Origin of the sequence: Vibrio sp. 1751, assembly GCF_033339895.1 — a bacterium.
Classification (GTDB): Bacteria; Pseudomonadota; Gammaproteobacteria; order Enterobacterales; family Vibrionaceae; genus Vibrio; species Vibrio alginolyticus.
Genome location: NZ_JAWOVM010000003.1, coordinates 75,743 through 100,612 on the forward strand (window position 1 = coordinate 75,743; position 24,870 = coordinate 100,612).

18 protein-coding genes and 1 tRNA gene are annotated in these 24,870 nt (G+C 43.6%); 11 read left to right on the forward strand and 8 right to left on the reverse strand.

Annotated features, from left to right (window positions below):
• Positions 1–34: 34 nt before the first annotated feature.
• The 3 genes from R7041_RS02285 (at position 35) to R7041_RS02295 (ending at position 3,639) form a co-directional block, all read left to right on the forward strand.
• On the forward strand, positions 35–2,455 hold the full coding sequence (locus R7041_RS02285) for a hybrid sensor histidine kinase/response regulator (RefSeq protein ID WP_054576387.1): 2,421 nt from the start codon (positions 35–37) through the stop codon (positions 2,453–2,455).
• Between the two features lie 502 nt (positions 2,456–2,957).
• Positions 2,958–3,407, forward strand: coding sequence for an L-alanine exporter AlaE (locus R7041_RS02290; RefSeq protein WP_005378276.1), 450 nt, complete (start codon positions 2,958–2,960; stop codon positions 3,405–3,407).
• Positions 3,408–3,551: 144 nt separating this feature from the next.
• Positions 3,552–3,639 (forward strand) — tRNA-Ser (locus tag R7041_RS02295).
• A 273-nt stretch (positions 3,640–3,912) separates the two neighbouring features.
• Here R7041_RS02295 and R7041_RS02300 read toward each other — a convergent pair.
• The 3 genes from R7041_RS02300 to R7041_RS02310 form a co-directional block, all read right to left on the reverse strand.
• Complete coding sequence (locus tag R7041_RS02300) at positions 3,913–4,041, reverse strand: hypothetical protein (RefSeq protein WP_257721534.1); 129 nt, start codon at positions 4,039–4,041, stop codon at positions 3,913–3,915.
• A gap of 350 nt (positions 4,042–4,391) precedes the next feature.
• Complete coding sequence (locus R7041_RS02305; RefSeq protein WP_033905058.1) at positions 4,392–5,384, reverse strand: cytochrome d ubiquinol oxidase subunit II; 993 nt, start codon at positions 5,382–5,384, stop codon at positions 4,392–4,394.
• Positions 5,385–5,386: 2 nt separating this feature from the next.
• Positions 5,387–6,718, reverse strand: coding sequence for a cytochrome ubiquinol oxidase subunit I (locus R7041_RS02310; RefSeq protein WP_064368008.1), 1,332 nt, complete (start codon positions 6,716–6,718; stop codon positions 5,387–5,389).
• 818 nt (positions 6,719–7,536) lie between these two features.
• Here R7041_RS02310 and R7041_RS02315 point away from each other — a divergent pair.
• Positions 7,537–7,785 (forward strand): hypothetical protein, encoded by a 249-nt coding sequence (locus tag R7041_RS02315; protein WP_064368010.1) that lies wholly within the window; start codon positions 7,537–7,539, stop codon positions 7,783–7,785.
• Between the two features lie 5 nt (positions 7,786–7,790).
• On the opposite strand, the gene R7041_RS02320 is transcribed toward R7041_RS02315, so the two are convergent.
• Positions 7,791–8,780 carry a Solitary outer membrane autotransporter beta-barrel domain gene (locus R7041_RS02320; protein ID WP_005388404.1) on the reverse strand — a complete coding sequence of 330 codons (990 nt, stop codon included), beginning with the start codon at positions 8,778–8,780 and terminating at the stop codon, positions 7,791–7,793.
• A 774-nt stretch (positions 8,781–9,554) separates the two neighbouring features.
• On the opposite strand from R7041_RS02320, the gene R7041_RS02325 reads away from it, so the two are divergent.
• The 4 genes from R7041_RS02325 (at position 9,555) to R7041_RS02340 (ending at position 16,604) form a co-directional block, all read left to right on the forward strand.
• Positions 9,555–11,192, forward strand: coding sequence for a methyl-accepting chemotaxis protein (locus R7041_RS02325; protein WP_017635041.1), 1,638 nt, complete (start codon positions 9,555–9,557; stop codon positions 11,190–11,192).
• Between the two features lie 465 nt (positions 11,193–11,657).
• Entirely contained in the window at positions 11,658–12,797 is a 1,140-nt protein-coding gene (locus tag R7041_RS02330; protein WP_042522092.1) for an efflux RND transporter periplasmic adaptor subunit, read from the forward strand.
• Between the two features lie 2 nt (positions 12,798–12,799).
• Positions 12,800–15,961, forward strand: coding sequence for an efflux RND transporter permease subunit (locus R7041_RS02335; RefSeq protein WP_054577971.1), 3,162 nt, complete (start codon positions 12,800–12,802; stop codon positions 15,959–15,961).
• Between the two features lie 187 nt (positions 15,962–16,148).
• Entirely contained in the window at positions 16,149–16,604 is a 456-nt protein-coding gene (locus R7041_RS02340; protein ID WP_115385858.1) for a MarR family winged helix-turn-helix transcriptional regulator, read from the forward strand.
• Positions 16,605–16,648: 44 nt separating this feature from the next.
• Here the strand turns inward: R7041_RS02340 and R7041_RS02345 are convergent, their stop codons facing one another.
• Positions 16,649–17,605 (reverse strand): AEC family transporter, encoded by a 957-nt coding sequence (locus tag R7041_RS02345; protein ID WP_005388415.1) that lies wholly within the window; start codon positions 17,603–17,605, stop codon positions 16,649–16,651.
• A 601-nt stretch (positions 17,606–18,206) separates the two neighbouring features.
• Here R7041_RS02345 and trpS point away from each other — a divergent pair.
• Positions 18,207–19,229, forward strand: a complete 1,023-nt coding sequence (gene trpS / locus R7041_RS02350; protein WP_053303220.1) for a tryptophan--tRNA ligase — start codon at positions 18,207–18,209, stop codon at positions 19,227–19,229.
• Positions 19,230–19,313: 84 nt separating this feature from the next.
• Here the strand turns inward: trpS and R7041_RS02355 are convergent, their stop codons facing one another.
• A complete protein-coding gene (locus R7041_RS02355; protein ID WP_047100813.1) occupies positions 19,314–20,270 on the reverse strand; it encodes a hypothetical protein in 957 nt (318 codons plus the stop codon).
• Positions 20,267–21,595 carry a sphingomyelin phosphodiesterase gene (locus tag R7041_RS02360; RefSeq protein ID WP_318114508.1) on the reverse strand — a complete coding sequence of 443 codons (1,329 nt, stop codon included), beginning with the start codon at positions 21,593–21,595 and terminating at the stop codon, positions 20,267–20,269. Before R7041_RS02360 ends, R7041_RS02355 begins: the two co-directional genes overlap by 4 nt.
• Positions 21,596–21,886: 291 nt before the next feature.
• Here R7041_RS02360 and R7041_RS02365 point away from each other — a divergent pair, with 291 nt between their 5' ends.
• Positions 21,887–22,153, forward strand: a complete 267-nt coding sequence (locus R7041_RS02365; protein ID WP_025766895.1) for a hypothetical protein — start codon at positions 21,887–21,889, stop codon at positions 22,151–22,153.
• Between the two features lie 154 nt (positions 22,154–22,307).
• Positions 22,308–23,936, forward strand: a complete 1,629-nt coding sequence (locus R7041_RS02370) for a methyl-accepting chemotaxis protein (protein ID WP_047100808.1) — start codon at positions 22,308–22,310, stop codon at positions 23,934–23,936.
• 125 nt (positions 23,937–24,061) lie between these two features.
• Here the strand turns inward: R7041_RS02370 and miaE are convergent, their stop codons facing one another.
• On the reverse strand, positions 24,062–24,832 hold the full coding sequence (gene miaE / locus R7041_RS02375; protein ID WP_047100806.1) for a tRNA isopentenyl-2-thiomethyl-A-37 hydroxylase MiaE: 771 nt from the start codon (positions 24,830–24,832) through the stop codon (positions 24,062–24,064).
• Between the last annotated feature and the right edge of the window lie 38 nt (positions 24,833–24,870).

Below are 24,870 nucleotides of genomic sequence, written 5' to 3' on the forward strand. Positions count from 1 at the left end.
GATAAATCGATATTAGGGAATGATTCACACATCTATGGAAATTCGCTCATCACTTAGAAAAAAAAGCATTCTCGCCCTAACACTTTACCTGTGCTTCTTTATCGCCACTATCGGTTCTGTCGCCTATTTGGTTGTTGAGCCACCGGTTAGACAAAAGCTAGAGCAAAACCTAGAGTTACGTACCCAACTCCTGGCTCTTGAGATAAAAGAGCCCCTCCTCAGTTCTACAGGTGTATTGAGCAGCTTAGTAGGGCTAGCCCAAGGGACTGAAAATATTCAATCTCTCAACACAATAATTCCACATATACTTCAATTGAGTGACAAGATGCTTGTTAGTGGTGGCGTATGGCCTAAACCCGAACTAAAAGCAGAACAATGGAGATATAAAAGTCTATTCTTCAATAAAAACAGTGATAGTGGTATTGACCAAATTCACTCCTACAATAACCCCGAATCTGGCGGTTATGATAATGAAGCCTGGTATGTCGCTGCCGCCGATGCTCCGGTAGGTTCTGTTAGTTGGTCTACGGTTTACATCGATACCTTTACTCAGGTCCAGATGATTACCGCGTCTTCTCCGTACTACCAAAACGGTCGATTCGCTGGAGTTGTAACGGTAGACCTATCACTTGATGCACTTTTTCAGTTTATTCGAGAGCACACGAACCAGCATTCTTTGGGGGTAGTGGTTCGCGATGCTGACTCAAACGTGATTATTGAACACAACTTTCAACTGACGGACGAAATTTATGTCAGCGAGCTTGATTTCGGAGAGTTCGATTGGCGCATGGAAGTTGTCAACGCAAAAGCTAAAGTCGCCGATCAAGTGTTTGAACAAGTGATGAGCGTTGAGGGGAGGATCATTCCATTTTTGCTCTTGTGTGTCTTGGTCGGTTACTACTTACTGAATCGCTATATTGTTGAACCAATTGTTCGCATTGCCGCTAAGATTGATGACTCGAAAACTGGTGGGATCATAGATATTGACTACGATAGCGATGACGAAATCGGACAGCTTATCGAGAAGTTCAATGAAAAGACGATCTATTTAGAGCAGGAGAGAATAAAAGCTCAGGCTTCGACAAACGCTAAAACGGCATTCTTAGCCACATTGTCCCACGAGATTCGCACACCAATGAACGGTGTACTAGGAACTGCCCAGATACTGTTAAAAACACCACTTACCGATGAGCAGCGTAAGCACCTGAGAACACTTTATGATTCAGGTGATCACATGATGACATTACTCAATGAGATTTTAGATTACTCAAAAATTGAACAAGGGCATGTTGAGTTTGAAAATAAGCCTTTCCCAATTGAGTCGATTATCGGCAGTATCAAGAGTGTTTATCAAACGCTATGTGCAGAAAAAGGTCTTCGCTTTAGAGTAGTCTCGCATTTACCAACGGGTCGTTGGTACAACAATGACAAAGCCCGTTTGCGTCAAGTACTGTTCAATCTACTCAATAACGCTGTTAAGTTCACCGATCGTGGCATCGTAGAGGTAGAGCTAGCCGAGAAATCGAGTAAGGCTGGCACCAAGCTGATACTAAAGGTAAAAGATACAGGGATTGGTATTTCAAAAGAGGCACAAAAACGCATTTTTCGTCCTTTTGAGCAAGCAGAGTCATCAACGACTAGACGGTTTGGTGGTACAGGGCTTGGTTTAGCAATAGTCAAAGAAATCGCGGAACATATGGGTGGGCAAGTGGTTGTAGAGAGTCAGGAGGACGCTGGAACGACTTTTACTGTCGAAATTGCCCTTACACCTTGCAAGCCGGGTAAAGTAGAGTCAATCAATACACATAAATTGAACTGTAAAGGGTTGAAAGCACTCATTGTTGAAGACAACCGAACAAATGCGATCATTATGGAAACTTTCCTCCGAGCCAAGGGCTTTGAGTGCACAAGTGTCGAAAATGGTCAGCTTGCAGTCGATGAGGTTGCGAGCAAACCATTTGATTTGATACTGATGGATAATCATATGCCTGTTCTAGATGGCGTTGGGGCCATATCAGCCATTCGAGCAATGAGTTCACCTGCTAAGTCGGTACTGATTTTTGGCTGTACAGCGGATGTGTTCAAAGAAACACAAGAACGTATGATTAATGTAGGAGCAGACCACATAATAGCGAAACCAATAGTGGAGTCTGAATTAAATGATGCACTGTATCTTCATGCGACACAGTTATATCAGTACCAATCGGACTTTGATGGAAATGCAGCAGATAGCTTTAATGCTGAAAAGTGGTTACTCAACTTCTATGTCGCTCTAGATAATGGACATCTTAATGAAGCACTTGAGGCTATTTCAGCGATCATTGCGGAGGCTCCCCTTGAACTCAGTGACGACGTTTCTTCAGTCGCCGAACGGATAAGAAGTAACTTAAAGCGTCAGCAATCCCCAGACCAAGATGATATCGATACATTAACGATTTTGCTGGCCTCACCATAATTTAATCAATATGGCGCAACTGTGAATTGTTCTTACTATTCATACGTCATCCAGCTTCGTGACAAACTCTTCTAACCCGCAATGAACAGGCTTGCAGTTTTACTTTTACGAGTAAAACAGCAAGACCTTCTACTGTGATTATATCGGTAATACTCTGAATTTTCGCAGCTTGGTAGCATAAGCTATAGGAGTGACTGTTTTCGGTCCGAGTTTTGTTCTAACTTTACGTCAAAATAATTATCGTAACCCCTTTTTATGTAAGTGAAATCCGTATTTTTGTACCATTTTTACGTGATTTTAGGCGTTTTTACTCGCCATTGGTGAAAAAAACTACTTTTACTTTAAAAGTTGGTTATAAATTTACAACTTAATTTTAAATACAGAACCATAAGCTAGTTTTTGTGTGTTCTAATTGCATCATTAACTGGCTTGATGTCTTTTTAGTGGTTAATAGTTTTATTATTCTTATTAATTGCAGTGTTTGATTTTAAGGGTTTTGTAAATGAAGTCTCGTGGACCATTTTGTATTCGTCACGCCGCAGCGGATACCTTTGCTATGGTTGTTTTTTGCTTTATCACAGGGATGATTGTCGAGATTTTGATTTCAGGGATGACATTTGAGCAATCTCTAGCATCGCGTACGCTATCGATTCCAGTGAATATCGCTATTGCTTGGCCGTATGGGGTTTTTCGTGATTGGGTGCTGCATCAAGGTAGTAAGGTGTCACCGTCTTCCTTTATGAAAAACATCTCTGATCTGGTCGCTTATGTACTATTTCAATCTCCAGTTTATGCGGGTATCTTATTCGCGGTTGGCGCGTCTACAGATCAAATTGTGACCGCAGTGGCAAGTAACGCTGTTATTTCTTGTGGCATGGGTGTGTTGTATGGGTACTTCTTGGATATGTGCCGCCGTTGGTTCCGTGTTCCCGGTTATTCTCAAAGCATGTAAATGCCCCAGTTTTGCTCAATTTAGTTACTTAGTGAGCAATCGATTCGAAAAGGGTGCTTTTTTTTATGTTTAGCCTTGACCATCAGGCACATAATCATTAAATTAGCGCCTCGTTAGCCAATAATGCTAACCAAAATTTGATGCGGTGAGTTGTCCGAGTGGCTGAAGGAGCACGCCTGGAAAGTGTGTATACGGCAACGTATCGAGAGTTCGAATCTCTCACTCACCGCCACATTCTAAAAGGTCTGATTTATCAGGCCTTTTTTTGTATCTACACTAAACTAATGCGTCATTGAAAGTACACAAGAGTGCTCAAGGTGCAAACGCCATTCTATCTACAAGCCAACTGTTCATATCTCACCTCGATACAACGCCAAAATTGAAGAAGCTATACAGAGGCAGCCATAATCTGATTGGTGCGGGTTAGCCCATCCGCTTTAATCTAGAATTTAGCACCCATATCACATGAGGTATGAATACGGCCACAAGAATGAACGTATTGCTACTAGATGCTAAGTAAAACAGTCATGAACACGAATACAACAGCAATCATACCAAAGAGATCTGTGTTTGGATTGAGGTCATCAGGGTTAAATTTTTCAATGCTTTGCGTCGTTTTGCATCTTATCTTCATGTTCTTGTCCTTATTTCATGTACGATTTCAACAGCAACATAACATGCAATTGAGTGTTCACAAGTCATAAAAAGGATAAGTATACTTGCACCTCATTGAGCGCAAAAAATACTCAAAACGTTTTAAAGTGGCGGTCTACCTTTTGTAACATCAAATGTTCTTTCTGTTTTTGTGCCTGTATCGCTATAGTTGAGAAACGGTTATCTCGTTCTAGTTAGGAACAAACTACTGGCTGCCGCTACATTCTCTCAGCGTTCCCACTCAGTCGCCTTGGGTAGATACTTTAGTCGTTGAGTACTGCAAAAAAAACGCCGCATGAGCAGCGGCGCTTTGTTGAGGAATTCCCTTTCCTACTTGTAGCTAAGTTCTGTCGCTTTGCCTTTGAAGATCCGGTATACCACAAAGGTGTAAAGCAATATCACCGGCATAACAATCATCACACCGTAGCCCACGATTATTAATGTCGCAGGTGAGGAGGCCGCTTGTTGTGCGGTCATCAACCCCGGCACAACTTCTGGGAAGAAGCTATACGCAAGACCGAGAAAGCTCAACGCGAAAATGACGGTGACACCAAAGAAAGGCCAACGCACACCCAGATCATTCACCATTGGAACCTGACGCAAATAGCGATCAACTAGGAAGATGGTTGCCAATACAATTAACGGAACTGGGGCAAGCAACAAGATTTCTGGGAAGCTGAACCAACGCAAGGCAACTTGTTGATTTACAATTGGGTTTACAACGCTAACCACCAAGATTCCTAAGGCCGCTAACCAACCAGCACGGCGAGACCAACGGGCCGAGCGTATTTGCAAATCACCTTCCGTTTTTAGTACTAACCATGCGCCACCGATGTAAACGTACGCCGCTGCTACACAAAGTGCGCTTAACCAAGCAAAGCCAAATGCTTCGGTTGATTGTTCAAATCCCATGATGTAACGACCCACCATGTAACCCTGAGTTAGTGCGGTGATTAGCGAGCCAATTCTGAAGCACCAATCCCAATGAGGTTTATGATCCGAGTTGGCTTTGGCTCGGAAATCGAACGCCACGCCACGCATTATCAGTGCGATAAGCATGATGGCGGTCGGCATGTAAAGTTCCGTCAAAATCAAGCTATGAGCGGTAGGAAAGGCAATCAGCAGAATACCGACGGCTAACACCAACCACGTTTCATTAGCGTCCCAGAAAGGGCCGATAGAGGCTATCATTCGGTCACGTTGCGCTTCATTATCACTTGGTAAAAGGATACCGACGCCAAGGTCGTAGCCGTCGAGCACGGCATACATAAAGACCGAGAAGCCAAGCAGCAGAAGATAAATTTCTGGTAGATAGTTGAGCATGATTAGGCCTCTTGTTGTGTCGGTGGGACTTCATGGGCTGCAACGTCTTTGCGCGCCAAATAGAATAGGGTATGGATGTACGCAACCAGCAATGCAGCATAAATGGCTAAGTACATAATGAGCGAAGTCATCACGCTACTGCTCGCAACCGTGGTGACGGCTTCGGATGTTCGCAATACACCGCTGACCAACCAAGGTTGTCGACCAATCTCAGTAACATACCAACCCGCCAGTGTGGCTATCCAACCAGAGAACGTCATGGCTAATACTGTGTATAGGTAAGGTTTAGGTAGCGATTTTTTGCGTGTTAGCTTCACCGCGCCATACCAGCTAACTAGCAGCATAAGGACACCTACACCAACCATCACGCGGAAACCAAAGAACAAGGGTTTCACTGGCGGGTGGTCAGGCGCAAACTCGTTAAGTCCTTGGATTTCCCCGTCTAAGTCATGAGTAAGAATCAAACTCGCCAGCTTTGGGATGCCCACTTCAAAATCATTGCTGCGAGTTTCTTCATTTGGCATCGCAAATAGTAGAAGAGGTGCGCCTTGCTCGGTCTCCCACACACCTTCCATCGCTGCAATTTTTGCAGGTTGATGTTCAAGCGTGTTTAACCCGTGAAGGTCACCGACAAAGATTTGTACCGGGATGAATCCAGCTGCCGCGAACAGCGCGACTTTTAGGCCAAGTTTGGCTGAGCGATGATCTGGCTTTTTCATTATTTGATAAGCCGAGATACCCGCAATCAAGAAGCTGGCAGTCAGCGCCGATGCTAATAGCGTGTGTAGAAGACGGTACGGTAAAGAAGGATTGAAAATGACGTCTTTCCAACTGGTCACATGAACAATGCCGTCAATCACTTCATAGCCACTTGGTGTGTGCATCCAGCTGTTAAGCACCAGAATCCAAAATGCGGACATACTTGTCCCAACAGCAACCAGAACGGTGGCGAGAGTATGAACCCATTCCGGTACTCGTCCTCGTCCAAAAAGCATTACACCCAGGAAGGTGGCTTCCATAAAGAAGGCGGTCATCACTTCGTATCCGAGCAATGGTCCTGCGACGTTTCCGACTCGTTCCATAAAGCCTGGCCAGTTGGTACCAAACTGGAAACTCATCGTAATGCCGGATACCACACCTAAGGCGAAAGTAAGAGCGAATATCTTGACCCAGAAGTAATAAACATCGAGCCATACGGGGGCTTGTGTGCGGTTATATCGCCACTTGAAAAACACCAACATCCATGCCAACGCGATGGTGATGGTCGGGAAGAGAATGTGAAAGCTGATATTGGCCGCGAACTGGATCCGCGACAGCATGAGGGTATCTAACATCTTGGTTCCTCAAAAACGTGCCATACTAAAAATCGTGTCTATCTGTAATTTAGTTACGAAAAGTCGGGCAGTTTGGATTCATGTATCGAGAAATACAGGTGATTCTGTTTTCTTCTAACCATGATTTATATCAACTAAGACAAAGAAAGGAGTGTAGGAAATTGTCTCAAAATGCCACTAATAGTCGCGAGAAGTGAGTAAAAGAAAGCAAATGTAACTGAAGGAGCATGGATTAAGATTAGTTCGAATTATCCTTATGATGGTTTCGATAATCCTGAAATAAAATTACAGAAACAATGTTTTTAGTAAGGAAATTTGCCTTGCCTTCACTTTGAACCTCCATACTATTTAAACACTAGTCATGTCGAGATCATCTCAAACACAGCAAACTTACTGGCAGTTAAGGTGGGAAGCTTTAGCTAATTGATAAACTTAAAATTGCACCGCTAATGACATATGCATCATAAGTTCGTTAGCACTCGACCAGAAGTGCGATAGGCTACATTTTTATACTAGCGAACGATTTAGCGCTAGGTAATTTGGCTTTCACTAGATCAACAAGTCGACTGCGGACCATTTTCGATTCCTGATGAGTTTCAATCCAAACTGACACTTACTTTTCAGCAAGTGTGCTAGTGTCTTTCTTGTTATTTATTAAATAATTGATAAATGCCGATCTGGTAAAGAGAGTTGTGGACAGCTATCTCGAGCAGTAGACTGGCGCTAGCCAGAGAGTCTGACTTTGAGGGGAGGGCATTCTACATGAATCTTGGATTCTGCCACCGCAAAGCTGATATTGAATTTGATGGAGATGGATAATGAACGACAGTTGGGCTAATTTCTTTCCTTACTTTGCTGGAGCTTTTAAGCTTATTGTATTAGGGATAGGAGCCTACTTAGCCATTAAATGGCATTTTGACGAAGAGCGAAGGGTAAGAGAAGCGGAAGGTGTGGTGTTTGATAACCCAAGTCTCATGAAAAAGTTTGCGAAGACGCTAACTCTGCCATTCCTTTTGTGTCTTCTAGTTCTTCTTGTTATATATGCTACCAACTGGTTCATGTACTGACGGCTTTATTGTTTGTTGTAGTAAAGTTGAATGCTGCCACCTCTGAGAGTCGAGCCGTAGTTGAAGTTAACGCCTATGCCGAAATTGTCCAACCAATCAAAGGGCTTTGGTGCATAAAATAGCCATCCTATAGAAGCTTCGTAGTAATGCGGACTTCCAAGTTCGTCGCTTAAATCATGCGAAAGGTCGACTCTTTTAATCCCGGTAAATAAAGCTTGCTCACCGTGATAAATATTGTAGTAACCGGTGATTTCATTAGATAGGTACCAACCTTTAGGGTTGCCTATATTGCCGTTATTTGCGCTTCCCCAGCTGTGCCCAATGAATGAATTCAATGTCGAACTGGCATGCCATTTCCCCCAACTTGTGGGAGACGTGTATTTGGCTTTAATGGATGGTTGAACTATTGCCGCCCATGCTGAAACGTTAACGGCACGGCCGTCTAGGATTCTTCCAATGATGGAGGAAAGTTTATTATCGGTAGAGAATGAGTTTTCATAACGCATAAGGTGAGTCGTCGTTCTGGTGCTAAGGGTGACGTTTTCACTTGCTTTGTATAGATACCCATAACCAATCGACGCGCCGTATGTCCTTTCCTTGAGAAGATCCTTACTTGTGCCGAATAGTTTGAGATCATTCTCTGTTTGTATCGTAAACGCCTTAAACGACAGCTCATGTAAATCCTCGCTGCCCTCAATGTCAAAGTTAGTCGTGTAAGGGAGAACATATACGGATTTGCTTCGACGTTCATTGATTGACTCGTCAGTCCCGAACTCTGGGTTGGCGGTATCAAATAATGCATTTGGATCAAAGTCGCCAATACCAAACGCAATTGCGTCAGTATCGGACAGCAACACCGCGATAGAAAAACGTTGTTGAAGAAGGTTGCTAATTTCCTTATCTAGTGGATCCGCATGAGCAGTATGAGGTAGAGAGAGTAGGAGAGCGAGCGAAACGACTCGCCACTCCACTGAGGCGAAGTTGGGTTGGAACATTTTGGCTCTTTTAAATGGTTCATGCATGGAGTTTTCGGACGTATCGGTACGCTAACATTAGTTTAATCGTTGAATGGTCGGTGTAACTTTGAGAAATCTATGTTTTCTCATATTGATATGAAAAAGTTCCTTAAACGAGTTTAGCTTCAATGTGTATGCTGCACCAGATTTGTTTAGCAACATCATTCTTTTCTGAAGATGTAGCAAGACTTTGTGGCTAGGTTGCATTATTTTCTTGAATGCGTCTCTTGAAAGCAAAATAGCAAACTTTTTTATTGCCTTGGCGCTCAAGAAAATCTGAATCGTTCACTGTGCTACTGGTTAACTTCGAAAACTTGTAAGCATCCTGTCTGCCAACATCACGACTAATATCCTCACGGAGTAACCCTAAATACGTCAGATAAACAATGGTTTTTTTGAGCTTTAGAAGAAATGTTCGGACCTTTGCATATTACGCGGTCGTGCTCAATCCAAAAACTGTATTTTGTATGTGTTCTCAGTAAATCATTAATTCGATCTATTCTTCAAAATGTGGTCCCTTTTAATTCACTTTCTGTTACATATTTTTCGTTTTGAAAGAGCATTTTAATTTGCATCTTTTGAAAAGATCTCTTTGTTAAATTTTGTATAAAATCAACTAATTGTTGAAATTAGAACCCTTGTCAAAAAGTCATTAGATTTCATGTTTAATAGCCTCTTTTACCTAATGGTATACTCTATTTGTTTGATATAATTTCCGGCAGTTTGTATACCATAAATAAAGAGAGTCTATTCATGTTCCAGAACTTAACGATCAAGCAGAAGATAGTGATTCCGCTGTCATTGATTATTGGATTGTTTATTGTGAGCTCTGTATTAAACGTTATGACAAGTTGGAAGCAATCTGAATTGAGTGAGACACTCAACGAACAGATCGTGCCGAACTTATTAACGATTGAGGATGCTTATCGCGATCTTTACCAAGCAACATCTGCAATCCAAGGTGTTGCACTTTCTGATACTCAAAACGATATTGATCATCACATCGGTGAATACAAAGACAACGCCTACAAAGCACTGCCACGTATGGAACAAATGATTGAGCTATCACAAGCCGGTGTGATGCCTTCTACACATGGTAATGAAGTTCGAACGCTTGTCTCTTTGGGTGAAAAATGGTTAGTAAGTTATGAAGCGATGCTACGTTTACCTCAATCTCAATGGCGTGGTTACTATAATGAGCACAAACATACCTTTGAAGACCAATTTATCGAGGTTAGAGCGCAGCTTAACGTTGTAAAAGATGCAATAGAAGAAAAGCAAAGCCAATTGAAGGACGAAATATCAGCGGCTGCAACAAGAGCAGAACTCATTCTTGAGGCTGGCATTGTGATTGTTATTTTTGCCGCTATCGCGATGGCTTTTTTGTTGTTACAAACGGTTGTGAAGCCTATCAATGATATTAAAAATGCGATGACAGAAATTGCGTCCGGTGAAGGTGATCTAAGTCAGCGAATCGATGTAAAAACACAAGACGAAATTGGCAATTTAGCAGACGCATTTAACCAGTTTGTGTCCAAAATTCAAATGACAGTCGCTCAGGTAATTGAAAGCTCAAATACCTTACGTAACGAAATGGCAAATCTTAGCTCGTTGACCACGACCATCGCGAACTCGACCGTTTCTCAGCAAAAAGATAGCGAGGCGGTAGCGGCGGCAGTGCATGAAATGCAAGTCACCAGCAGAAATGTAAGCGATAGCGCTAACGAAGCTGCGGTTGCGAGCCAAACAGCGAATGATGAACTTACCAATACCAATGTTATTTTGGATCAAACGGTTAGCTCAATTCGTAGCCTCGCAAGTGAAATCGAAAGCGCAAGCCACGTCATTAACACATTGGATCATGATGTGAGTAACATTGCGTCCGTACTGGATGTAATTCGTGGTATTGCCGAGCAAACAAACTTATTAGCGCTTAACGCAGCCATTGAAGCGGCTCGCGCTGGAGAGCAAGGGCGAGGCTTTGCTGTGGTAGCGGACGAGGTTCGTTCTTTAGCCAGTCGTACGCAACAGAGTACGGGAGAAATCCAAACCATGATTGAAAAGCTACAATCTGGTGCAGGACAAGCTGTAGAAGTGATGCGCGGTAGCCAAAATAGCAGTGATGAAACGATCAAGTCCGCTGGCCGAGCGAGTGAATCCCTTTCTGAAATCTTGAACGCGATTTCACGTATGAACGAGATGAATACACACATTGCAACGGCTGCGAGCCAGCAAAGTACAGTAAGTGACGAAGTAAATAGCAATGTACAAGGCATTGCAGACAGTAGCACTTCAATTGTGGAAATCGTAAACCAAGCGCAAGCTTCTTTAGCCATGTTGTCAGAGCAAACTCAACGTTTAGATCATCAGGTCAGTCAGTTCAAAGTATAAGCTTGAGAACAGCAGTCTCACTGATGAAATAACCCGCTTCTTAGCGGGTTATTTTTTAGATAAGTGGCGAACCTGACTTGTGAAATATCGACTATATTTACAATCCTTTCTCACTTTAGTTCGTATACCAGAGTGGCCAAAAACCCTAGACAGCAGTAACAAACTCTGTACAGCGTGATGATGCTTTTATCATCACTTTTGCTGCTTTTTAACCATTGTAATTGCTCACAGGAAAATGTGATTTCCAACCCAAAATCTTCAAATTTGAGAACTTCATAACACCTTTACCATAAACGTTTTTCGTAAGCGTATAGAACTGTAAATTTTGTTGTATGTACAACACTGGGTATTTATCATCCTAATTAATTTGTTCTGGATATACATCCGTTAGTCATTATTAAGTCATTCTAGAAGCTTTTAATAAGGAATCTTGAAGGCTTGTCGGTAGATAAGAGAGAAAAATTCATGAGACGTAAAACCACGCTATCTCTGCTGATTGCGTCGAGCCTTTTTGTGGTTGGATGTCAACCTAGCGAAGAAGGATCGAGCCAAGGTGGTGGTCCTGCGCCCGCAACCGAAGTAGAAGTGTTAACAGTGCAGCCAACGCGCCAAGCATTGACAGTAGAGTTGCCGGGTCGTAGCAGAGCATTCAAAGAAGCAGAAGTTCGTCCGCAAGTCACTGGCATTATTTCGGAGCGAAATTTTGTTGAAGGTGGCCTTGTTGAACAAGGACAGTCGCTATATCAAATTGATGATTCATCATTTCAGGCGGATTTGCTGAGCGCTGAAGCGGAATTAATCCGTGCGCAAGCTGCGGCAGAGTCGACCTATGCCACGGTGAAGCGTTACAGAACCTTGATCACCAAAAAATCCATCAGCCAACAAGACTTGGATGAAGCAGAAGCGGCATACAAAGAAGCGAAAGCGCAGGTCTTAGTCGCAAAAGCCAAGATCAACACAGCAAAAATCAACTTAGATTATACGCAAGTCAAAGCTCCGATTAGCGGGGTGATCGGTAAATCGAGTGTGACAGCGGGTGCGTTGGTTACGGCTAATCAAGCTGCCAAATTAGCGACCATTCAGCAGCTTGACCCTATCAATGTTGATATTGTGCAATCATCCGCGCAACTGCTGCGTTTGAAAGCATCACTCTCCCAAGGCCATATGCAAGAAGATGACTCTGCGCAAGTTACATTGATGCTTGAAGATGGCAGCACTTACGAACACAAAGGCACAATGAAATTTACTGAGGTTAATGTGAACGAAAGTACGGGCAGCGTGACGCTTCGTGCCGAATTCCCAAACCCTGACGGTTTGTTGCTACCTGGAATGTTTGTTCGTGCGACGGTCATTACTGGTGTCGACCCTGATGCGATTCTAATACCACAAAATACGGTATCTCGTGATGCGACAGGTAAAGCGACAGTGATGACGGTTAATGGCGAGAACAAAGTGGAAGCGAAACCAGTGAAGACAGCTGAAGCGATCAATAGCCAATGGCGCATTATTGATGGTTTGAACGCGGGTGATAAAGTCATTACCGCCGGTTTACAAAAGGTAGGGCCAGGCAGTTCGGTAACTATCCAAAACGGTGAACAGGAGTAATCATGGCACGATTTTTTATCGATCGTCCGGTATTTGCTTGGGTTCTCGCGATTCTAACGATGTTGGCGGGGGTAATGTCATTATTCAATTTACCCGTCTCGCAATACCCAACGATTTCACCGACGACGATCACCATCAGTGCTCGCTATCCAGGTGCATCAGCAAAAACCGTTGAAGACTCGGTAACGCAGGTTATCGAGCAAAACATGACAGGATTAGATTACCTTCGCTACCTATCATCGAGCAGTGATGCATTTGGTAATGCGACAATTACCCTGACGTTTGATAGCGAAGCTGATCCTGATATCGCGCAAGTACAGGTGCAGAACAAACTGCAATTGGCATTGACTTCATTGCCGATGGAGGTACAAAACCAAGGTATTGTCGTCAATAAATCCAATACGGCATTTCTCATGGTTGTCGCAGTTTATTCTGAAGATCCTGACTTTACAGAAAACGATATCGGCGACTTTGTTGTAACGAATATTCAAGACCCGATAAGTCGTGTAACTGGCGTAGGACAAGTGCAGGCGTTTGGTGCGCAGTATGCGATGCGAGTTTGGCTAGATCCATTTAAGCTTACGCAGTTCAACTTGACCGCGATCGACGTAGCAAATGCAATCAGTGAACAGAACGCGCAAGTTTCTTCAGGTCAACTTGGTGCGGCACCTGCGCAGGAAGGTCAGTTGTTGAATGCTACGATTTCTTCTGCAAGTCGTTTGAGCAGTGTAGAAGAGTTCCAAGACATCATTCTTAAGTCCGACGCCAGTGGTTCGAATGTTTATTTGAAAGATGTAGCTCGCGTTGAGCGTGGTGCAGAAAGTTATGATATTCGAGGCCAATATAATGGCTTCCCAGCATCGGGGTTAGGTATTTCATTAGGTACTGGCGCAAACGCGCTTGAGACCGCCAATGCGGTAAAAGAGCGCTTAGAGCAACTGAGTGCAACGTTCCCAGAAGGGTTGCAGATTGCTTACCCATTTGAAACAACGCCATTCGTCAAAGCCTCGATTCAAGAAGTGGTTAAAACGCTATTAGAAGCCATTCTTCTTGTGTTCTTAATCATGTACCTGTTCTTGCAGAACTTCCGTGCGACGATCATTCCAACGATCGCAGTGCCTGTCGTATTGCTCGGAACCTTCGCTATTTTGTACGCGACTGGATTTAGCGTAAACACGTTAACCATGTTCGCGATGGTTCTGGCTATCGGTTTGCTGGTGGATGATGCCATCGTTGTGGTAGAAAACGTCGAGCGTGTGATGCATGAAGATGGTTTAGAGCCCAAAGAAGCGACCAAAAAATCGATGGGACAGATTACTGGTGCCCTGATTGGTGTCGGTTTGACGCTTTCAGCGGTATTCGTCCCTATGGCGTTTATGTCTGGTTCTACCGGGGTTATTTACCGTCAGTTTTCAATAACTATTGTGGCGGCTATGACGCTTTCCGTTTTGGTTGCGATAATTCTGACTCCAGCATTGTGTGCTACGTTGCTGAAAAAAGGCGATGCTGAGCTTCTAGAGAAGAAAGGCTTCTTTGGCTGGTTTAACCGCAAGTTTGATGCGATGACAGCAGGCTATGAAACCGGCGTTGCCAAACTTCTAAAACGCACAGGTCGCATGTTGGTTGTATTTTTGGCAATGAGTGCAGGTGCTGGCTGGTTATTTATGAACCTTCCAACGTCATTTTTGCCAGATGAAGACCAAGGCACAGTATTCTCAATGGCTATTTTGCCGCCTAACTCAACACAAGAACAGACGGAAAAAACACTTGAGAAAATGCGTGACTTTTACCTAGTAGACGAAAAAGACAATGTAAAATCCGTCTTCTCCGTTGCTGGATTTAGTTTCGCAGGTCAAGGCCAAAACATGGGGATGGCATTTATCGGCCTGAAAGATTGGTCTGAGCGTGAAGCGCCTGGCGCCGATGCCGCTTCCATTACTGGTCGAGCGATGGGGTACTTCTCTACCATTAAAGAAGCTTTGGTGTTTGCGTTCGCCCCTCCAGCGATTCAAGAGCTAGGTAACTCGACAGGTTTCGATTTCTATCTCCAAGACTCGTTGAATAAAGGGCACGATGCATTAGTTGCGGCTCAAGGGCAACTTCTGGGCATGGCTGCACAAAACCCGAAACTTGTCGGTGTTCGTCCAAACGGTCAGGCAGATGCGCCAATGTACAAAGTGAACATTGACCACGTTAAACTTCGTGCTTTGGATGTCAGTATCAATGACGTAAACCAAATCCTGTCAGCTGCATGGGGCGGGGCTTACATTAACGATTATATTGACCGCGGTCGTGTGAAGAAAGTGATGGTGCAAAGTGATGCGGAATACCGCATGCAGCCAAAAGACTTCGATTCATGGTACGTACGCAACGCTAAGGGAGAGATGGTGCCTTTCTCTGCTTTTGCGAGTGGCGAGTGGACCTATGGTTCTCCTCTTTTGCAGCGCTTTGATGGTTTGCCAGCAATGAATATTCAAGGCGGTGCAGCTCCTGGTGTAAGTACTGGTGAAGCCATGGAAGAAATTGAAGCAATGGTAGAAAAGCTACCAGAAGGTTTCACGGTGAACTGGAATGGTATTTCGTATGAAGAGCGCCTTTCCGGAAACCAAGCGCCAATGCTATATGCGCTATCTATCCTCGTCGTATTCTTAGTTCTTGCCGCTTTGTATGAAAGTTGGTCAGTACCTTTCGCCGTGGTGTTAGTTGTTCCTCTTGGTGTGCTTGGTGCTGTGCTTGCGGTAATGACGCGCAGTATGGATAACGATGTGTTCTTCCAGGTGAGCTTATTAACGACGGTCGGCTTGGCAACCAAAAACGCCATTCTGATTGTTGAGTTTGCAAAGGACTACTACGAGAAAGGCGCTGGGCTTATCGAAGCAACCCTGCATGCCGTTCGTGTTCGTCTGCGCCCAATTATCATGACATCGCTTGCTTTTGGTTTGGGTGTGGTACCACTTGCTATCAGTTCAGGTGTGGGATCGGCAGGTCAAAACGCAGTAGGTACCGGCGTACTTGGTGGCATGATCAGTGCCACGATATTGGGTATATTCTTCGTCCCAATCTTCTTTGTAGTGGTTGAGCGATTGTTTGATCGACGTGCGAGAAAAGAGTCGGAGGCAGAGTTGTCTGAGACCAGCACTAAACCCAGTCAGCAAAGCGAGTAGGACTTGGTTGTTTTAACTGAGTTATACTAGTGATAATTAACACAATTAAAGGGCGCTTCGGCGCTCTTTATTTTATGTTTTCACTTGGTGGTTACCGTCTATGACGCGAGCCTGAAAGACGGCGTGTTGTGTGCAGTATCAGCACAGCCTTTTCGACCGAATGAAAGCCTAAAGAAGAAAAACGACGATGAAAGATCAGAAAATTTCCCCAATTTCCGTTTTGGATCAAAGCCCTATGTTTGTCTGCGGTGTGATGCAGCGCATGTACCGCAATCGTGCCCAAGCCGAGCTCTCTCGGCAAAATTTGATGACACTAGAAATGGCAAGTGCACTGGCCGCTTTAGAAGAATTTCAACCTATGAGCCAGCAAGCGTTAGCTGATGCGGTTCGAACTGAGCGAAGTGTAGCAAAGCGGATGGTGGACAATCTGGAAAAGAGAGGGTTTGTTCAAGTTTCTAAAAGTAAATCGAATCAGCGCCTTAAAATGCTAAGCATGACAAAAGAGGGGGCAAATGCTTTAAAGCAAGTTCATCAAATCATGACGAATTTACAGAAAGAGTTTTTTTCTTGTTTGTCGGAATCTGAAGCGACTGAATTTTTTCGTCTGGTAAGAAAGCTCACTTTTGCGAATCACGACCAGTAACTTACATCAATGCCGTCTAGCGTCTTTATTTTATCGCTGGCCAATTATATTAAGTTGTAGAACTTAAGAAATAGGATGCCCAACGTACAGGTCACGGTAGAAAGCACCGTAGTGAGTGCGATGATATTTGCAGCTAACGTGGCATTGCCTCCCATGGAGCGCGCCATGACATAGCTGGCAGCAGCGACTGGAGAGGCGTTCATAAAGAAAAGAATACCTAGCTCAATTCCTCGAAATCCTACTAAGTAAGCTCCCATGGTGATGATGACTGGCGCTACGATGAGCTTGTAACTGCTCGCAAACCAAGATGGACCTTTCTCTTTTCTCATCAAGCTAAAGTCAAGTGAGCCACCCGTACACAACAGCGCCAAAGGCAATGTCATTTTGGACAAGTAGTCTCCTGCGTCAATAACCACATTCGGTACTGGAATAGCGAGTAAATAAAAAGCCATTCCTAGAACAATGGAGATTATGAGTGGATTCCTAGTCAGTGTTCGGCCCATCATCTTTGCTGCTTGCGAGGCAGACGTTGCTCCTTTGGGAGATAAGCAAATTACCGCTTGGACGTTATAAATAAATGTGGTGACCGCGACATAGAGAGCCGCTAACGCCACACCTTGAGAACCATACGCATTGGCAACGTAAGCGATACCAATAATACCTGTATTTGCTCGGAACCCACCTTGGATGAGAACGCCTTGGTCAGGCGATGCTTTGAATAGAAGTTTGACGGAAAGATAGGTGAAAATGAAAAACGAAATACTAGCGATGACGCCGAAATTGACGAATCCACTTGCCGCGGAAAAGTCGTGTTCTGAAGCCACAATGCTGACAAATAACATTGCAGGCAAGGTAACTTGAAACACCAGTTTAGAGCCTACTTCGATAAAATTATCGTTGATTAGACCAAAGCGCTTAAAAAGAACGCCAAGTACCAACATCAAACAGATAGGTCCGGTTATCGACAAAGAGAATTGCAACTGATGTAAAACAGCTTCCATGTAAGTATCCGCAGCAAAAGAAAAAAGTGTTCCTGTTGCCTATTAAGCCACAAACCCGGAGGGTAGGACAGTAACGTGATGAAATTTTCTTCTGTTGTAGGTTCCGGAGTCATTTACACTCCAAGTTATGGACGAGGTCCCAATTTAACAAAGCGGTACTGGTCCTACGTGCGATATGTTGATTAACTCGTTGTCGTGATGCATCCACATGCGTATTAGATGTGAGGGCTGGTCATCGTAGTTATGGATAGGAGTTCATCAATGAAAAGGAAACACAACAAAACTGTACTGTGTGCGTTTGTCTCTGGTTCGGTATTTGGTGCGGTTTTGGTCATTGCGATGTCTTTACCAATGTAATCCTCTTAATTGGCTGTTGGAACACTCACTCTAATTCAGTACAAAACAGATTGAGTTCTGCGGTATGTGCTGTTAGTTTAAAAAACATGAAAATACACGTTCGCCCTTCATTAACAACCTTCTCTTGGTGGCGCTCTAAATAGAGCGGCGCGGAATACTTACATTCTTAAGCTGCTGGATGGTAGCTAAGAGTGTTTGATCTTTTTATCTCCAGTAGCGATCTATTAATTACTTGGAGACAAATATGAATACCCATAAAAATACATCTCAGCGTGAAATTATACTTACCGGAGATCGAGCAACAGGTCCATTACACCTCGGGCACTATATTGGTTCATTGCAACAACGAGTCAAATTGCAAACGGAGCACGAGCAAACGATCTTGGTTGCGGACATGCAAGGGCTGACGGATAACGCGCATAACCCATCAAAGGTATCCTCTAATATTCTCAATGTCGTTGCAGATTATTTGGCTGTTGGTATCAACCCCGCTCAAACTACGATCACGTTGCAGTCTCAAATTCCAGCGTTAGCCGAGTTGACAATGTATTACAGTAATCTTGTTTCTATCGCACGATTAGAGCGAAACCCCACGGTTAAAAATGAGATTCAAAGTAAAGGCTTTGAACGCTCTATTCCCGCAGGCTTTTTAACGTATCCAATTTCTCAAGCTGCTGATATTACGGGGTTTCATGCGACGCTAGTACCAGTGGGTGATGACCAGCTGCCGATGTTAGAGCAAACTAATGAAATCGTGAGAAAAATAAACCACCTGGGTGGAAAAGAGGTTCTTAGGGAATGCCGTCCATTACTTAGTGATGCACCTCGTTTGCCGAGTACTGATGGCAAAAATAAGATGTCTAAAAGCATGGGGAATGCAATCAACCTAGGGACGTCTGAAAAGGAGATTTCTGCGGCGGTGAAATCTATGTATACCGATCCCAATCATCTGAAAATTGAGGACCCAGGCCAAGTCGAAGGGAATATTGTATTCATCTACCTCGATGCTTTTCATCCTGATAAAAATTATGTCGAACAGCTAAAAGACCATTATCGACGAGGTGGGTTAGGTGATGGTTTGACCAAGAAAGTGTTAGAAGAATGCTTACAAGAGATGCTTCGCCCTATTCGAGAAAAGCGCGCTATGTATTTGAATGATAAAGCGCAGCTGATTGATATTTTAAAACAAGGTAGTGAGCGTTCTCGCGAGAAAACCGAAAAAGTGCTATTTGATGTGAAAGATGTATTTGGTTTAAATTTGTTCTGAATTAAAAGTAGAGAGTTGAACATAAGGCACGACGGCTGGTTAGCAACGTGCCTTTTTAAGTTCCCAGTCAGTCAAAGCGCATTGTTAAGAAGAAAAAAATTCACGACGAAAATCCGCGACTTCTTGTTGGTAATAGCTTTGCCATTCCGGTTCTGACAAATTTGAATGGCTAGAAGCTCTTTGCGTTCTTAGCTTGGACTCAAGTTGTTGTAATGCTTGTTGGTAATCTTTGACTTGTTTTTTTTGCTCTGTAATTTGCTGCTGACGAGCATGAATGTTTTTACTTTCTTCTTTCGTTAAGTAAGTTCGTTCTAGCTCTGCGATGAGCGCCAAGCGATCTGGTAGGCTCATACTATTAGGAATCAGGGTGACCGCACGCTCATATTTTTCCTGGTCGCTTGTTAGCCCGATAGCACCTGCATGTTCTTGCCAGTCAATGGTGAGTTGCTCGAAAGCTCGCAAAAAGTTATCTGGGCTTTGAGTGTCCAGCTTTTGGGCTTCTAAGTTGAAATCGTACAGCGCGAACTCATCCGCGAAAACAACATCAGCCAATTCTCCCCAGATGCTTCTTGCTTCGTTCTTCAGCTGTGCAATACGCGACGCCAGTGATTGTTGCTTATCAAATAACAAATTTCCTACACTCTCTTGCCATTGGCTGCTGAGCTGAGGGTAGTTCGCCAAAAGCTGGAATCGAGCTGAAGATAAATGCGCCTCAAACAAGGCGATCTGCTCTTCACAACTACGGTTCAACATACACTCATGCCAAAACGTCTCAAGTTCAGCGACAAGTTTCCTGCCTTTGAGTTGAGTTAATCGCTCAGTCGTTATTTGAACTGTGGAAGGGAGGTTAGCTGTTTGTGGTGAAGTATCCGTATCGGGCACGATGCTGCTTGTTTGTGGTGATGTACTGGAGACACTCTGATTTTTTGTCTTAGGGGAAGGAGAGGAAGCGAGCTCTTTTTTTTGAACATCGTGATTGAAAGTTAAAAATATCATGCCCGCCATAATGGCGGACATGATTATCAAAGCGATTTTCTTCATGGCTTGATTGTTGCGCTTACTGGGAAATGGTCAGAAAGGTTATAGTGTTTCCATAAACTCTCTGCGGTTGTGCGCGGCACGTCTACACGGTTGTCATTGAATGATTTCACCCCGTATTCACTACTCACCATAACATAGTCAAGGTATTCCACGTTTTCGCCACCTGATAACGCTTCACCTGCGAAGTTATTGATACGGGGATCAAAGGTTGACTCCGTGTAACCAGAGTAGTGAGGCTCTATGGCACTTAAGTTAGCGATCATTTGTTGGTAGTCACCAGGGAACTTTCTTTTGTTGACGTTAAAGTCGCCGCTGTATACCACAGTTTCGCTTGAAGGAATGTCAAGAGATTGGGCGAGTGCGCGGATTTGTTTGAACTGGCGCTGACGATACTCACGGGCGGTGTCTGTATCGAAAGATGTGGTATGGGTAGCAAACACATGGTAAGCCTGACCACCTTTAATTATTTCCGCATAATTTACGCCTTTATCGGCAAAGCAGTCTGTACCAGAGCAATCGGGAAAGACATATTGCGCTTCATTCACGATAGGGTAGCGACTAACTATGATTACGCCACCATCATGAATATTAACGCCTTCTTTATCTAACATCTTTGTTTGGTAAGGATATTCCTTGGCTAACTCACGTAAGAATGCTTCACGGCCGCTGGCAAACACCTCTTGCAGCGCCAAAACATCGTAACCTTTTACATGTTGAGGAATCAGTTCGTAACGATCTCCAATGTGCGATGCAATAGCCGTCAACGCCCAGATGTTATAAGTCATCAACTTAAGGTTTTGTTCTTCGTTGTCGACAGACTCCGCTACCTTGCTTGGCGTGATGGTGTAGTAAAGATCATCATATCGAGCGGTACTGTCTGACTTAAATGCCAGTTCGGTTTCTCTCGTACCAAAAGCGTTAGTGTTGGCACGATGAATGTTACGATCATCTTTGAGAGATAACTCGACATCGGCTGCGGATAAGCCGTATTCAATGGTCGAATTGTACCAATGGCCTTCCATTATTTGATTGAGTGTTATGCTTTCACCTTCGGGGCTAGAAACCACCGTTTCAAAACGGTAAGTTTGATTTGATTTCACGCCCTCCCAGCGGTTGAAGCTTAATACAGATTTAGTTTCCCACGGACCAAGTACCTGCACATGTTGTTGCCACTCGTCTCCGTATTGAAGCAAATCACTACCTTCATGTTTTACTTGAATAGTTAACGGTTGATCAGAGTTATTCGTTAGGTAAACGTCGGTATCTGCAATGCTGGGTAACGCTATCAAGCTACTTAATAAAAGGCTCCACTGCGAAAATTTCATCTTATTTTTCCATCATTTGAACTAGAGTAATCATTCTTGTTTATAAATGTTACTTGCACGTTAAATATGGATGACATCTAAGCCAGTGTTGAAAATTGTTATCAGAATGTGATCTTTATTCAATGGTGAGGGTGGAGGTATTGAGTGTGTTGCCGTTGAAGCGGTGGAAAATAATACCAACAGTCAACGAATTGCATTCACTGCAATCAAGCTGTCATCTTTGCTCTATAAGTTGTGCGGCGTCATTCATCTAGCCATATGGCTAGAACTCAAATTGATAGATGGAGCACCATGGCTAGAGCAGTAAATCCAACCGATGAAACCATCATTAAATTGTTACAAGAGCAAGGTCTGATTAGAAGTGAAGCAGAAGCGCGTTTAAAGAAAGAGGTGTACCGCTTGCAGCCTAATGAGATAGCAAAAGTAAAAAATTATGCCCAGCATTTTGGGATAAACGCGAAAGAAAAGCTCATCGATGAGATCTTGGATCTGCGCCGAGAAGCGCTCATGAAAAGATGTAGACACAATAAGGAGCATACGAGCCTATCTCTAAAATAGCATGTGATAAAACTATCAATTACTGGTCAAGATTTGATCTCTCAAGCCGATGTATATAAGAACGTTCAATGATATCGAGCGAAAAAACAGTGTGTTTTAGAGGTTAAGCTTTCACTTAAGTGAGAGGTTTGGAAAGGCTGCGGGGAGAAAGTGCATGCGTATTAAAGACTTAAGTGTCGTAAAGAAAATATCGGTTAGTTATTTAACCGTTTTTGCCGTGTTTGGTTTAGTGTCAGTAATGTTGGTGCAAGGTTTGTTAACACTGAATAAAGACATCTCAGTGTTAACAGATAAAAGTTTACCTTCTGTTGCGATTTTGAAAGGTATCCAAGTTGATATTACTAAAGTGCGTAAAGATGAGTTCTCTTTATTGCCAAACGCAAATCACCCCAAAATTGGTGAGTGGTTAAAAGGCCTCGACCAATGGCGTTCTGATGTGCAGGCTGGTATTGCAGAATACGAAAAGCTCGACCTTAATAAGCGTGAAACGCAGTCTTTTAGCGTTTTTAAAGAAACTTGGAATCAATACATCAAAGAAACGAAGACTTACAACGCACTGCTAAGCCAAGGTGATGCTGAAAGTGCAAATGATGTGATTTTATCGAGTTTCGATACCTACTCAAAAGCGTTGAGCAGCTTGGATGATACCCTCGCGTTGAACGATGAGTTGGTGAATTTGATTGGTGAAGAAGTACAAAGTGAAGCGGCATTTACACAATACAGCGCTGCTGTTGGTGCGCTCGTCGTCGCATTGGTCATGGTAATGTCTGCCATGCTGCTTTCTCGAGTCATTTGCGGGCCTGTTGATCGAGCATTGGAATTCGCTTCTAAAATCGCCAAGGGTCAATTGAATAATCAAATCGACGAAAGTGAATTGAGCAAAGACGAGTTAGGAACGTTGCTTAAAGAGCTTGTCGGTATGCAAACAAACTTACATTCGCTGGTTTCTGAGATTAATGACTCAACGATTCAGCTAACGGCAGCAGTAGAGGAAGTGAGTGCTATTTCTTCTCAGACCGCCTCTGGTATGCAAAATCAACAAATTGAACTTAGCTCGGTGGCTTCTGCGATGACAGAGATGCAAGCTGCTGTAAGTGAAGTGGCACAAAATACCGAAGTTGGCGCAACCTCTGCTTATTCGGCTGCGGAAGTGGCAAAGCAAGGAACGGCGACGTTACAACAAACTATCGCAGTAATTGAGCGTGTATCACATACGATCCAAGAATCAGATGAACTGGCACGTGAGCTTGAATCGAGCTCAAACAATATCAATGTGGTCGTCGATGTGATCCGCGGGATTGCCGAGCAAACAAACTTGTTAGCACTGAACGCCGCAATTGAAGCCGCTCGGGCTGGTGAACAAGGACGTGGGTTTGCTGTTGTGGCAGATGAGGTTCGTTCTCTGGCGCAACGCACTCAAGACTCCACTTCACAAATTGTGGAAATTGTTAATCAGCTACAAGAGAGCAGCAGTAAAATAGGGCATTCAAGCCGTGATTGTCAGGAGGGTATTTCTCAGTGTGTTGAGCAAGTTAATGACGCTGATAGCCAGATAAAAGAAATTGAACATTCTGTCGATAACATAGCGCAAATGAGCACACAAATCGCAACGGCGTGCAGTGAGCAGAATTCTGTATCCGAAGAGCTGAATCGCAGTGTGGAGCATATTAATAGTGCTTCAACAGAGATGGCTGAGGGAGCTTCACAAACGGCTGTGGCTTGTCAGCAGATTAGTAGCCTAGCGCACAACTTGAAAACTCGAATGGGTTCATTCCAGCTCTAGTTGTTGTGTTTCAGCTTTATTCCTAACCTCATTGCTACAATAAATAAGCCGGACGAAATGTCCGGCTTATTTATTCTCTGTCTATATAAGTTCAGAGTATGCTCAACCTTGGGAGAATATGCTCGCTAGGCTGGGATACCACTGTGAAACTTAAAATCTGTATCTGGCGTAGAAATTAAATCTGCCTCTATACGTCCAAAGTAGGCGATGCGCTCGCTGATATCTTTGCCTGCGATTTGCTCCGCTAATACAAGATAATCCTGGTAATGGCGTGCTTCTGAACGTAATAAAGAAATGTAGAACTTTGCGATATCGTCATCCATATGTGGTGCTAGTTTGGCAAAACGCTCACAAGATCGAGCTTCGATGTACGCACCAATGATGAGTTTATCGATCAGCGTTTCCGGCTCATGAGTCTTCATATGCGAAATCAGTCCTTTAGCATAACGACTTGCTGGAATATTTTTGTACTCAATTCCACGACTTTCCATGATCTCTAAAACTTGATAAAAGTGGTGTAACTCCTCTTTTATCAAAAGCACCATCTTATCGATCAAATCTTGGCTATATGGTGAGTCGGACTTAGCCATGATTGCCTTAGAAATATTGCTCTTGCCTTTTAAAGTTTCCAATGAGCCTACGTTACGGTAAGCAAAATCTTCGTAGGGCTTAAACCAGTCAAGTAGAGCATGTGAACTGGATTGATCAACGGCATACTTACGAATTAAAAACATGGCAGATTGGCCAGCTTTTAGTTCGCACAGTAGGTGGTCTAACAAAATGGTTTGAAGGTTCTCTGGTTTCTTTGCTTCCTCTACCCATTCATCAGGTGTACTGCATTGCAGAAATTGGTTAATGGGAGCAAGAAGATCTTGATAGGCGTCTAGATTCATCATTTTAGTTTTAGTACTTCACATTTTTATTGGGCATATCC